Annotated in this window: 12 protein-coding genes; 10 read left to right on the forward strand and 2 right to left on the reverse strand. The window is 43.8% G+C overall.

Annotated elements, in window-relative coordinates; genetic code table 11:
* The first annotated feature begins 282 nt into the window (after positions 1 to 282).
* The 9 genes from IQ276_RS20670 to IQ276_RS20710 all read left to right on the forward strand — a co-directional run bounded on the left by IQ276_RS20670 (position 283) and on the right by IQ276_RS20710 (position 10272).
* Complete coding sequence (locus IQ276_RS20670; RefSeq protein ID WP_373690576.1) at positions 283 to 2334, forward strand: phosphodiester glycosidase family protein; 2052 nt, start codon at positions 283 to 285, stop codon at positions 2332 to 2334.
* 301 nt (positions 2335 to 2635) lie between these two features.
* On the forward strand, positions 2636 to 3055 hold the full coding sequence (locus tag IQ276_RS20675) for a cupin domain-containing protein (RefSeq protein ID WP_073641194.1): 420 nt from the start codon (positions 2636 to 2638) through the stop codon (positions 3053 to 3055).
* 466 nt (positions 3056 to 3521) lie between these two features.
* Positions 3522 to 3848: a HesB/IscA family protein gene (locus tag IQ276_RS20680; protein WP_193913825.1), complete on the forward strand. Its 327-nt coding sequence runs from the start codon at positions 3522 to 3524 to the stop codon at positions 3846 to 3848.
* A 113-nt stretch (positions 3849 to 3961) separates the two neighbouring features.
* A complete protein-coding gene (gene rpsL, locus IQ276_RS20685) occupies positions 3962 to 4345 on the forward strand; it encodes a 30S ribosomal protein S12 (RefSeq protein ID WP_012410236.1) in 384 nt (127 codons plus the stop codon).
* A gap of 611 nt (positions 4346 to 4956) precedes the next feature.
* Complete coding sequence (gene rpsG / locus IQ276_RS20690; protein WP_073641192.1) at positions 4957 to 5427, forward strand: 30S ribosomal protein S7; 471 nt, start codon at positions 4957 to 4959, stop codon at positions 5425 to 5427.
* A gap of 136 nt (positions 5428 to 5563) precedes the next feature.
* Positions 5564 to 7642 carry an elongation factor G gene (gene fusA, locus IQ276_RS20695; protein ID WP_193913827.1) on the forward strand — a complete coding sequence of 693 codons (2079 nt, stop codon included), beginning with the start codon at positions 5564 to 5566 and terminating at the stop codon, positions 7640 to 7642.
* Positions 7643 to 7664: 22 nt separating this feature from the next.
* A complete protein-coding gene (gene tuf, locus IQ276_RS20700) occupies positions 7665 to 8894 on the forward strand; it encodes an elongation factor Tu (protein ID WP_190881484.1) in 1230 nt (409 codons plus the stop codon).
* Between the two features lie 162 nt (positions 8895 to 9056).
* Positions 9057 to 9374 carry a 30S ribosomal protein S10 gene (rpsJ, locus tag IQ276_RS20705; protein ID WP_008232935.1) on the forward strand — a complete coding sequence of 106 codons (318 nt, stop codon included), beginning with the start codon at positions 9057 to 9059 and terminating at the stop codon, positions 9372 to 9374.
* A 247-nt stretch (positions 9375 to 9621) separates the two neighbouring features.
* Positions 9622 to 10272 carry an LON peptidase substrate-binding domain-containing protein gene (locus tag IQ276_RS20710; RefSeq protein WP_193913829.1) on the forward strand — a complete coding sequence of 217 codons (651 nt, stop codon included), beginning with the start codon at positions 9622 to 9624 and terminating at the stop codon, positions 10270 to 10272.
* Positions 10273 to 10404: 132 nt separating this feature from the next.
* On the opposite strand, the gene pheA is transcribed toward IQ276_RS20710, so the two are convergent.
* Complete coding sequence (gene pheA, locus IQ276_RS20715; protein WP_193913831.1) at positions 10405 to 11277, reverse strand: prephenate dehydratase; 873 nt, start codon at positions 11275 to 11277, stop codon at positions 10405 to 10407.
* Between the two features lie 421 nt (positions 11278 to 11698).
* Between pheA and IQ276_RS20720 the strand changes: the two genes are divergently transcribed.
* Positions 11699 to 12286, forward strand: a complete 588-nt coding sequence (locus IQ276_RS20720; RefSeq protein ID WP_193913833.1) for a DUF1997 domain-containing protein — start codon at positions 11699 to 11701, stop codon at positions 12284 to 12286.
* A gap of 169 nt (positions 12287 to 12455) precedes the next feature.
* Here IQ276_RS20720 and IQ276_RS20725 read toward each other — a convergent pair whose 3' ends face one another.
* Positions 12456 to 13133 (reverse strand): ribonuclease HII, encoded by a 678-nt coding sequence (locus IQ276_RS20725; RefSeq protein WP_190881480.1) that lies wholly within the window; start codon positions 13131 to 13133, stop codon positions 12456 to 12458.
* Positions 13134 to 13135 lie beyond the last annotated feature (2 nt).

Genomic DNA, 13135 nt, shown 5'->3' on the forward strand with positions numbered 1-13135 from the left:
CCACTGAAGTAGGAAGAGTTGCAACTAGCAGTGAGGATTGAATATCTTAATCCAGTTTTGATAACTAAGACTACCGTGTATGGTGTGATTGGTATTAGTGCCAGTTACAACACTTGGTTACAGTCGCTTAGGCGGCTAAATTGCTGTTTCTTTTTAAAAGAGATAACAATCCAATATATACATTATCATGTTTTTCCGCCAAATAAATGATGTTTTTGATATTTGCAAATAATTAGTTAGTTTATACCTTGGGTGATAGTTTTGAAAAATACCTAGTAAATTATGGTAAAAATGCCGAATTGTTGCCAACAACAATACTCCAGTGTTATTTCACTGATTGGGAATAGTAGGTTTATCCGAGCTAGTGTGTCACCAATAGTTTTGATAGCGGTGTGCTTAGCTACTACCTATGGTAACGCCCAGGAGTCCCCTAAAAATAGTAAACCAATACCAAGGTTAATTTCACAGTCACCGACATCTCCAATACCCGCGGTGCGATCGCCTTCTGTTGGTAATCAAATATCCCTCAATGGGCGTACCTTACCAGGAACTTGGTTGCAGCGGACTGGAAAATCTGGTCAAATCACGACTCATCTCAGTGACGGCGCATTCCGGCAATTATTTGGAGTAAATTTTTTAAACAGTAGCAACTGGACTAGGCAACCAATACAGTGGTTTTCTTCGGTGAGCAACCCATTAGTTTTAAGCACTACCTTACTAAAGGGATATCGCTATCTGGATATTACTAATTTTGCTCAAACAGCTGGATGGCAGATCCAAGCCAATGGTAACACCTTAGCGATCGCCACCCCGAAAGCACAAGTCACAAACATTGTTCAAAGCCAGCAACCTTCAGACGCAAGTGTTACTTCCTTGCAACCAACTCGAATTCTTGTCGATTTAAATCGTCCAACTCCCTGGCAAGTTGCACAAGGATCAACTGTTAAAACAATTCCGACTCCATCCCTCGATCCAGACACACCACCACCCAAATCGACTACACCAGCGAATCGAGAGTGGACAGTTACCCTGGATGCAATAGCCGATCCCGTTTTAATAGAACGCTATACTCCCCAGCCACCACCAACAGCACCACCAACATCATTACCAGATATACTCAAACAATTATCGCCAGCAACACCACCAGTATTACCAGATCCAGAACCACTAATTCAAAAAGTGGAAGTGGTGAAAAACCAAACCATTATTCGTCTGAGTGTTCCCTTTGGCCTATCGCCTCAAGTTAGTACTGTAGCAGACCCCCATCGCCTGATTATCGATATTCGATCCGATCCTCTAGAAGAGCGGGATATTACTTGGGCACCGGGATTGCGCTGGCGACAGCATTATATGAATTTAGGCACAGAACGCTTTCCAGTGGTTTGGTTAGAAGTTAATCCCCGGAGAGTTGGGCTAACGTTGAAACCGATGTGGGTTAGCCCTGATACACTTATAGGTACTGCTCCCTTAATCCAAACAGCACAACGCTACTTAGCAGTAGCTGGAATTAATGGTGGTTATTTTAACCGTAATAATAGATTGCCCTTGGGTGCGATTCGCCGAGATGGTCAGTGGTTATCAGGGCCTATTCTCAACCGAGGAGCGATCGCCTGGAATGATTCTGGTCAATTTTACTTTGGCCGCCTCACCTTAGAAGAAACTTTAATCACTGCAAATAACCAGCGCTTACCAATTCTCTTTCTTAATAGTGGGTACGTCCAGAGTGGTATTGCTCGTTATACCCGTGCTTGGGGAGCAACTTACACACCTCTAACCGACAACGAAGTTATCCTGGTGGTACAGAAAGACCAAATTACTAATCAATTACCAGGCGGCAAAGTTGGTGAGCAGGCGATTCCTATTCCCCAGGATGGCTACCTGCTAACGTTACGCGCCAGCGCTACTGCTAGTGCCTCACAATTACCTATTGGTACCGCACTCAGTATTTCCAGCGCTACTGCTCCCGCTGATTTTAGTCGTTATCCCCACATTATCGGAGCAGGACCGCTATTAATCCAAAATCGTCAAATTGTCCTTGATGCCAAAGCCGAAAAATTCAGCAACGCCTTTATTGCAGAAAAAGCTATTCGTAGCGGTATTTGCACAACACCAACAGGCACACTGATGATTACTGCCACTCATAATCGTGTCGGCGGTTATGGCCCTACATTGGCAGAACATGCCCAAATAATGCAACAGATGGGGTGTGTGGACGCTCTAAATTTGGACGGTGGTAGTTCTACCAGCCTTTACTTAGGAGGACAACTACTTGACCGTTTCCCCAGTACCGCTGCTCGTGTCCACAATGGCATTGGTATTTTCCTGCAAAAATAAGAAATTGGCGATTGGGGATTAGGGATTGAGGACTGTGCATTGGGCATTCGTTATTCCCCTCATCTCCCCAGTCCCCAGTCCCTTTTTAAAGTTTACAACAAGCTGCCCTTTTGCTTGATGAAGACTTAATGTAGACCTAAAAGTTTTAATAGTAATGGTTTACACCATAACGTTTAGTTTTGTTATCTTTAGCAAGGTGCTAGAAAATTCCTGATTTTCAAGGTTGCAAGATAGCGCCAAATTTTTTCATCAATAGTTCTAAGAGTACCCACGGTTTGTTATGTCTCCAAATGAGGTAACTATGGCTCGATATCAAGAAACTGTACAGACTGACACTCTACATCTACCTCCAGCTATTAGTTCCAAAGGTGTTGCTGCAACTGAGTTACGTCCTTGGGGTGCTTTTACAGTATTGGAAGAAGGACGCGGATACAAAATCAAGCGTATTGAAGTTAAGCCTGGACACCGCCTGAGTTTACAAATGCATCATCACCGCAGTGAACACTGGATTGTCGTCTCTGGTACAGCTAGGGTAGTTTGCGGTGAGCAAGAAGTATTACTGAGCAATAATGAGTCAACCTATGTACCTCAATGTACAGCTCATCGTTTAGAGAATCCTGGTGTGATTCCTTTGGTGTTGATTGAGGTGCAAAATGGCGAATACTTGGGTGAAGATGATATTATTCGCTACCAAGACGATTATGCTCGTACCAAGGATTAAAACCAAAACAACCAGATAAAAGCTCTAACCCGAAAACTGAATAGGCTTTTGTGCAAACTGTCTTTAGTAGCTACTGCACACCAGAAGTCCCTACCTAGTTGAGGTGGGGACTAAACCTTGTTAGTCATATTAAATGTAGTAGTATGTAGTTAAGAGCGATCGCCCTGTCAGACGAACATTAGGTAAAGCTAAAATTGGCCATTCCATCTAGATAAAGCAAATAGCTAGACCCTCCCAACCCTCTAAAACAAAATTCCTCGCTAACTGGAGACAAAAATATTTATCAAAAATCAAAAGTCAATAAAAATATTCATTCGTCCTTTGGAATTGAAATTTTGCTGTATAAATTATGGAGTCCAAATCTACCTTTACGTAGAAATAAACTTCACGCAGCATCTGAATAGAGAGCATTGGTCAACCGCTCTGTAGAATTAAGATAGGTTATTTAATTGCACAAACGAATTTCATGATTCATCTGAGTCAAGCAGCCGCGAGTGAAATTGTCCGAATCAAGTCCAAGCAACAGCCAAATGTCTTGTTTCGATTAGCAGTAAAACCAGGTGGCTGTTCCGGGTTATTTTATGATATGTCCTTCGATGAAGCAATAAAAGTTGGCGATCGCCTTTTTGACTTCGACGAGATTCAAGTACTTATAGATGCCGAAAGTTTAAATCAACTCAACGGGTTGACAGTAGATTATTCAGAAGACTTAATGGGTGGTGGTTTTCGCTTCCATAACCCCCAGGCGATCGCTACCTGTACCTGTGGCAATTCCTTCTCCATAGGTCACTAATCATTATGCCAATAACACTAAAGACAAATGACAATTGACATAAACCCTTAAAAAACGATATAATCAGGATTTGTTAAAACTTAGACCATAAGCAGCTTTACGCGCTGTAACTCATGCCAACAATACAGCAGCTAATACGTAACGAACGCGAACAAGCGCGTCAGAAAACCAAGTCCCCAGCTCTGAAACAATGCCCCCAACGCCGGGGAGTTTGTACCAGAGTATACACGACCACACCAAAAAAGCCTAACTCAGCTCTACGCAAAGTAGCAAGGGTAAGACTCACCTCTGGGTTTGAAGTTACAGCTTACATTCCAGGGATTGGTCACAACTTACAAGAACACTCAGTTGTAATGATTCGTGGCGGTCGGGTTAAGGACTTACCAGGCGTGAGATACCACATCATCCGTGGCACCTTAGATACAGCCGGAGTCAAAGACCGCAAACAAGGCCGTTCCAAGTATGGAACCAAGCGTCCAAAAGAAGCTAAAAAATAGGACTAGGCGATTAATCGCATTAAAACACGATTAATCGTCCACCCTAGAAACGCTCAGGGACAAAAAACGATCAGTACCTATGTTCTAGCAGCAGTTATGAAGACTGTTGTATTTGTTTGAAGCAATCAAGCAAGCTACACCCTACACTCAGCGAGCAAGTGTAGAATTTCTGAGGAGAATCTTGTCAAAACAACAGAATTCTCATCCGGACATTAAGGTTTAGAATCTTGTCGTCTTGAGTATCTGGTTGCACGTAGCAAGTCAAACAATTTTAGATTTGCGATTTTGGATTTAATTTATCGAATCCCCAAAGGGATGAGATTTACAGACTCTTGATTTTTGATTTGTTTTGACCACAAGTTTAGGGGCATATCAACAAAAATTTTTAATCCAAAATCTAAAATCCGTCTTGAAAAGCTTTGATGCCCTACGGCAAGTTGCAAAGCGCTCTAAGCCAAAAGTCGGCGCTCAAACTTTTCGCAAAATCCCAGATTCGCACGTGCAACGCTCGAAAAAAATTGAGGAAGTCTGAGGGTTGGGTTCCACCGCTTTTAGTTTCCGGTGTCTGATAGCATATAATTTCGTTGCCAAATCCGAATTAAAGGTGAAGTATGTCTCGTCGTGGTGTTATTCAAAGGCGCCCAGTTCCGTCTGACTCCGTATATAACAGTCGCCTTGTGAGCATGATTATCAGGCGGATCATGCGTCATGGCAAGAAATCGCTTGCCGCCAGAATTGTCTATGATGCATTAAAAACCATTGAGGAACGCACTGGCAATAATGCCCTCGAAACTTTTGAAAGAGCAGTGCGGAATGCTACGCCTCTAGTAGAAGTCAAGGCTCGGCGAGTCGGCGGAGCAACCTACCAAGTACCAATGGAAGTGCGTTCGGAGCGGGGTACTACCCTAGCACTGCGTTGGCTGGTGCAATTTTCTAGATCTAGACCAGGGCGCACAATGGCCAGCAAACTGGCAAATGAGTTAATGGACGCAGCCAATGAAACAGGAAACGCCATTCGCAAACGCGAAGAAACGCACCGGATGGCGGAAGCGAATAAAGCATTTGCACATTATCGTTACTAGGTAGAAAAACGATATATCGCATTTCTGAAGCGGTATATCGTGGATTTACAAAAAAGACGGTTTTCCGTAAAAGTATAGAATCTTAACAAAGAGTAATATACAAGATATCATGAGGCAAAAACTATAGGAGGTAATTGTGGCACGCACGATCCCGCTAGAGAAAGTACGCAACATCGGTATTGCGGCGCATATAGATGCGGGCAAAACAACAACAACAGAGAGAATATTGTTTTACTCTGGGATAATTCATAAGATTGGCGAAGTTCATGAAGGAACTGCCGTCACAGACTGGATGGAGCAGGAGCGGGAGCGGGGAATTACCATCACTGCTGCTGCTATTAGTACCAGCTGGAAAGATCATCAAATTAACATTATCGATACTCCAGGTCACGTAGACTTCACAATTGAAGTTGAGCGTTCCATGCGCGTGTTGGATGGTGTAATCGCGGTATTTTGTTCTGTGGGTGGTGTGCAACCGCAGTCTGAGACAGTGTGGCGACAAGCAGACCGCTATAAAGTTCCTCGGATCGCCTTCATCAACAAGATGGATCGCACAGGAGCGAACTTTTATAAAGTTCACGAGCAAATGCGCGATCGCCTGCGGGCAAATGCGATCGCTATTCAACTACCAATTGGTAGCGAAAACGACTTCCAAGGTATTGTTGACCTCGTAAAGCAGTGCGCGTATATTTACGCAAACGATCAAGGAACTGATATCCAAGAGACCGATATCCCAGCCGAGATGCAAGCGCAGGTAGAAGAATACCGCACCAAGCTAGTAGAAGCAGTGGCAGAAACAGATGATACTCTGATGTCTAAGTACTTCGATGGCGAAGAACTTACAGCAGACGAAATTGCTGCTGCTCTGCGTAAAGGCACAATTGCTGGCACAATCGTACCAGTACTTTGTGGCTCGGCATTTAAAAACAAAGGTGTACAGTTGATGCTGGATGCCGTTGTCGATTACCTGCCAGCACCAAGTGAAGTACCGGCAATTCAAGGCATACTGCCCAATGGTGATACTGTTGAGCGGCGGGCTGATGACAACGAACCCCTAGCGGCTTTAGCATTCAAGATTATGGCTGACCCTTACGGTCGCCTAACATTTGTTCGCGTTTATTCTGGTGTGCTGAAAAAGGGTAGCTACGTCCTCAACGCTACTAAGAATAAAAAAGAACGGATTTCCCGCTTAGTTCTGATGAAGGCAGACGATCGACAAGATGTCGATGAACTGCGAGCGGGTGATTTGGGAGCTGCCTTGGGATTGAAAGATACCTTGACAGGTGACACCATCTGTGATGATGCTTCACCAGTAATTTTGGAATCCCTATTCATTCCTGAGCCTGTGATCTCGGTAGCGGTTGAACCCAAAACCAAGAATGACATGGATAAATTATCCAAGGCTCTGCAATCTCTCTCGGAAGAAGACCCTACCTTCCGTGTCAACGTCGATCCGGAAACAAACCAAACCGTGATCGCAGGGATGGGAGAACTACACCTCGAAATTCTAGTAGACCGGATGTTACGAGAATTCAAGGTGGAAGCGAATGTTGGCGCACCACAAGTAGCTTACCGAGAAACAATTCGGAAAGCTGTGAACAAAATCGAGGGCAAATTCATCCGCCAAAGTGGTGGTAAAGGTCAATACGGTCATGTTGTGATCGATTTGGAGCCTGGAGAACCTGGTACTGGTTTTGAATTTGTTTCTAAAATTGTTGGCGGTAGTGTGCCTAAAGAATACATCGGCCCAGCAGAACAAGGAATGAAAGAAAGCTGCGAATCCGGTGTTCTGGCTGGATATCCGTTGATTGATGTCAAAGCGACGCTAATTGATGGGTCATACCACGATGTAGACTCTTCGGAAATGGCTTTCAAAATCGCTGGCTCAATGGCAATGAAAGAAGCTGTGCTTAAAGCTTCACCAGTACTATTAGAGCCTATGATGAAAGTTGAAGTGGAAGTTCCTGAAGACTTTATCGGGAACGTCATTGGCGACCTCATCTCCCGCCGGGGGCAGATTGAAAGCCAAAGCACTGAACAGGGACTCGCTAAGGTGGCATCCAAAGTTCCACTGGCGACCATGTTCGGCTACGCCACTGATATCCGGTCGAAGACCCAAGGTCGGGGTATCTTCACGATGGAGTTCAGCCACTACGAAGAGGTGCCTCGCAGCGTAGCTGAAACTATCATTGCAAAAAGCAAAGGGAACGCTTAATTAAAAAAGGAAACGAGGATTCATGGCACGCGCAAAGTTTGAAAGAACGAAACCCCACATTAATATCGGTACAGTTGGCCACGTTGACCACGGTAAAACTACCTTGACAGCAGCCATCACCATGACCTTGGCAGCTATGGGTCAGGCTGTAGCTAAGGGCTACGACCAAATCGATAACGCACCAGAAGAAAAGGCACGGGGTATTACCATCAATACCGCTCACGTTGAGTATGAAACCGCAAGTCGGCACTATGCTCACGTGGACTGTCCCGGACACGCTGACTATGTAAAAAACATGATCACCGGTGCAGCCCAGATGGATGGTGGCATTCTCGTAGTTGCTGCTACCGATGGACCTATGCCCCAAACCCGCGAACACATTCTGCTGGCAAAACAGGTTGGGGTTCCCAGTCTGGTAGTCTTCTTAAACAAAGAAGACTTGATGGATGACCCAGAACTGCTGGAACTAGTGGAACTAGAACTGCGGGAACTGCTTTCTAGCTACGATTTCCCTGGCGATGATATCCCCATTATCAAAGGCTCTGGTCTGCAAGCCCTAGAAGCAATGACCAAGAACCCCAAGACCCAACGAGGAGAAAATCCCTGGGTAGACAAAATCTATGAACTCATGGATGCTGTAGATTCTTATATCCCCACCCCTGAGCGGGATGTTGATAAGCCCTTCCTGATGGCTGTAGAAGACGTGTTCTCAATCACAGGTCGTGGTACTGTTGCCACAGGTCGGATTGAGCGGGGTGTAGTTAAGGTCGGCGATAACGTTGAACTAGTGGGTATTAGAGATACTCGCGCCACTACCGTAACTGGTATTGAGATGTTCAAGAAGAGTCTTGACCAAGGTATGGCTGGGGATAACGCAGGCGTACTACTTCGGGGTATCCAAAAGGCTGATATTGAACGGGGTATGGTAATCGCCAAACCTGGTTCGATTACACCTCACACTCAATTTGAAGGTGAAGTGTATGTCTTAACCGAAAAAGAAGGTGGTCGTAAGACTCCATTTTTTGCTGGCTACCGCCCTCAGTTCTACGTCCGGACAACCGATGTAACCGGTACCATCAAAACTTTCACCTCCGATGATGGCAGCGAGGCAGAAATGGTGATGCCAGGCGATCGCATCAAGATGACAGTAGAATTGATCAACGCGATCGCTATTGAACAAGGAATGCGCTTCGCTATTCGTGAAGGTGGCCGCACCATTGGTGCTGGTGTCGTCTCCAAAATTCTCAAATAGCACCTTTTTGCTCATAACAAAGGAGCAGAGATGGTATGATGCCTCTCTGCTCCTTTCTCTTCCTTGAATTAAAGGGAGTGGGAAGTAGCGAAAAAAGACACTCCCCACTCACCACTCCCCACTCACTACTCCCCCTTTTACGCAGAACCTGGACAATTAAAGATGGCAACTCTACAGCAGCAGAAAATTAGAATTCGCTTACAAGCTTTTGACCGACGTTTATTAGATACATCTTGCGAGAAGATTGTAGACACAGCTAACCGCACCAATGCTACAGCAATCGGTCCAATTCCTCTACCAACAAAACGCCGAATCTACTGTGTGCTGCGATCGCCTCACGTAGATAAAGATTCACGGGAACACTTTGAAACCCGTACTCATCGCCGGATTATTGACATCTACCAGCCATCTTCTAAAACCATTGATGCCCTGATGAAATTGGATTTACCATCGGGTGTTGATATCGAAGTCAAACTTTAATTAATCATTTGTCATTTGTCAATAAATAAAGGACAACTGACAAAACGCAAAGTCTGAGCTAAGGCTTCCTTAGATCATAACTTTGTAAGAGAGGACAAATGATATTAGTATGAATATTTACCTTGCCCTGAAGAAATATATCTCAGGGCTTTTTATTTAGCCACAAAACAAATGATAGAATGTAGACAAAGTACGGGAAAAGCAGAGAAAAATAAATTTTAAAGATTAAGTTTATACCAAGGTAACAATGACATCATCTTCTAAAATTGCAGTTCGCGAACTACCTCTGTTCCCGTTACCCGAAGTAGTTCTGTTTCCTACCAGACCATTGCCCCTGCACATCTTTGAATTTCGCTACCGAATCATGATGAACACGATTTTGCAGAGCGATCGCAGGTTCGGTGTTTTGATGTTCGATCCAGTTAAAGGTACAATTGCAAACACAGGATGCTGTGCCGAAATCGTTCATCATCAGCGTCTGCCAGATGATCGGATGAAAATGTTGACTTTGGGGCAGCAAAGATTTCGTGTATTAGAATACGTTCGTGAAAAGCCATACCGTGTTGGTTTAGTAGAGTGGATTGAAGACCACCCACCAACTAAAGATTTGCGACCTCTGTCTTCAGAAGTAGAACAACTACTGCGGGATGTTGTCCGCCTCTCAGCCAAATTAACGGAACAAAATATTGAGTTGCCAGAAGATTTGCCTGACCTCCCAATAGAACTATCTTATTGGGTAGCAAGTAATCTCTATGGTGTGGCCGCAGAACAGCAGTTATTGCTAGAAATGCAAGATACTGCAACTCGCCTAGAGCGGGAAGCAGAAATTTTAACTTCTACTCGTAATCACTTGGCAGCTCGGGCTGTTCTGAAAGACACATTTAATGAGAAATCATGAGCAGTTATCAGTCAGACAATTTTGGATTTTAGATTTTGGATTTTGGATTGACCCTAAGGATCAATCCCCCTGTCTTGTACCATCAAGGAATTATTAGTCATTTGCTTTAGGCAAAGGACTAATGACGAATTGCTAAAGAGCGCTCACTGGTAAAACATTGTAAGTGCCCAAAATTTTGAGAATCTCTGTGTGGATACTTAATTCTGCTAAAGCAGATTCCATTTGTGTTTCGTTGGCGTCTGCTTCTACATCAATGTAAAACAAATATTCTCCTAGCGATCGCTTCGTCGGACGAGATTCAATCCGGCTGAGGTTAATTCCTAGCTGAGCAAAGATTTGCAAAGGTTTGACCAACGCTCCTGGTACGTTGGCAGGTACACTAAAAGCTAAGGATGTGTGAGTAGCACCTGTTTTTGAACCCTGAGATCCAGCTTTTACTTCGCCCTGACTTACTACCCAAAAGCGGGTAAAGTTTTCTGGATAGTCGTTAATACCACTGGCAAGTATGGGCAGGTTGTAGAGTTGAGCTGCTCTACTAGAGGCGATAGCTGCTATCGTCGGATCTTGTTCTAATAGCTCCAGTGCTGCGGTTGTAGAATTGTTGGCAATAATTTGTACCCTTGGGAGAAATCGCTCTAACCATCCCTGACATTGTGCCAAAGCTTGGGGATGAGAGTAAACAGTTTGAATGCTATCTAAGCTATTCGCACAGGAAATTAAGGTATGGGTAATAGGTAATATCAAGGCCAACTGAATTCGCAAACTATCCAACTGCCACAGTGTATCTAGTGTCATGGTCACACTCCCTTCAATAGAATTTTCCACTGGCACAACAGCCAACTGGGCTTGACTATCAGCAACGGCGTGTAGTGATTGGGAGATGCTGGCATAGGGGCATAACATAGTTTCAACTCCCGTACTTTTGCCCAGCCAGTTGACATAAAAAACAGCTGCTTGTTCTGAGTAAGTGCCGGCTGGCCCTAAATGTGCAATCGATATAGTCATGCGTTTAGCCTTGAGTTGATAGTTTCGCTGGGATTAGGGATTGGGAAGGATTTGTAGAAAAGAGTTTTATCCATATACAAATAAATCGAATTCTGAATTTAAGTAAATAAGTTATGCATACCAGTCCTCCACCAGTCAGATTTGCGGGCAGCTTTTCCCCAAATTTCTCTGAAGATTGAAGATAAATTGTATTAGCTGATGCTATTTTTTACTACATAATTTTACTTTTTTGTCAATGTTGAATTTCAAATTTAGACTATGTTTAAGAGAAGATACTAATGAGCGTACCAACTTTTCGCTGATGATGTATACCTCATCAGCAACTATAATTTTGAGAATAAATAAAGTTGCTAATTTTCTGTAGTCAGATATAAGTTGTTAAAAAATATTAAAATTAAGAAACAAATACTTTTATTCGCTCATGGCTACCCGGTTTACTGCCTCCCAATCGGTTGAAATCGCTGTTCCAGAGGAGCCTATTCCCATTCAGCACTATTTGCGTCAACCTCAACGCCTTGTTAAAGCTTTAGTTGACAATAGCCGAATTCAGCAGGTTTCTGAAGAGGTATTCCGCTTGAAAATGCGTCCGCTAACTTTTATGTCATTGAGTATTCAACCGACTGTAGACATGAGAGTTTGGGCAGAATCAAATGGCATAATTTATTTGCGATCGCTAGGCTGTGAAATTCTGGGTTTCGAGTATATTAACCAGCGGTTTGCTCTCAATTTAAAAGGGTATTTATCTCCCAAAGAGCAAACCACTGGTACTCGCCTGCAAGGAAGAGCTGATTTAGAAGTACAGATAGATTTGCCACCGCCATTTTCCTTGACTCCCAAGCCAATTTTAGAAGCTACCGGCAATGGTTTGCTTAAAAGCGTGCTGTTGACGGTCAAGCAACGATTATTACATCAACTGTTGGCAGATTATCGCTACTGGGTGATATCACAAACGAAAAACCAACGACTTGACGCCGAGAGTGTTGAATTACCAATGCTGAATCCAGAGTAATTATTGCATCACTACCGAATTTTAGATTTTAAATTTTGGATAATGGAATTGAATAATTTAAAATCTAAAATTTAAAAAGGTCTGAGAGCCAGTGAATTTATACTCGCTCCGTGAGAACCAAGCTACGTGGAACAAATCTAAAATCCAAAATCTAAAATCCAAAATTGAGTCAATCAGTATTCAATACTTTGATTTGACAAGGACGAAAAGACTTGCGATGTAGGGGCGATGGACCGTATTCTTGCAGAGCCAGCAAGTGCTGCTGGCTACCATAACCCTTGTTACACTCCAAGTTGTACATCGGGTATTTTAATGCTAAGCGCATTATCAGGTCGTCACGCCAAACTTTGGCCACAATACTGGCAGAGGCAATAGCAAGCGATCGCTCGTCTCCTTTGACTATTGTTTGTTGGGGCACTAGTAAGTCTTTGATTGACTGATTGCCATCAATTAAGCAGAGTACAGGCTGTACCTTTAACTTCAGTACAGCCCGCTTCATTGCTAACAGCGTCCCTTGCAAAATATTGATCTTGTCAATTTCCGCAGTGGAAGCAAACCCAATTTTCCAATCTACAGCCAGCCCACAAATTTGCTGTGCTAGCTGAGTTCTCCTTTGACTAGACAATTTTTTACTGTCTTTAATTTTAGCTGCCATTAGTTTTGGCAAAGCAGAATCTGGCAGGATCACGGCTGCGGCCACCACAGGGCCAAATAAAGCGCCTCGCCCTACTTCATCGACACCTGCAACTAGCCCTGGAATCCCTGACAAGGTAGAAAACTCCAGCCAACTGGATTTTTCCAGAGGTGCTGGCGAAGAAATAGCAGCAGTTTGCTGTGTTTCTACCATAA

It is taken from the genome of Desmonostoc muscorum LEGE 12446 (assembly GCF_015207005.2).
In the GTDB taxonomy this organism is placed as follows: domain Bacteria; phylum Cyanobacteriota; class Cyanobacteriia; order Cyanobacteriales; family Nostocaceae; genus Nostoc; species Nostoc muscorum.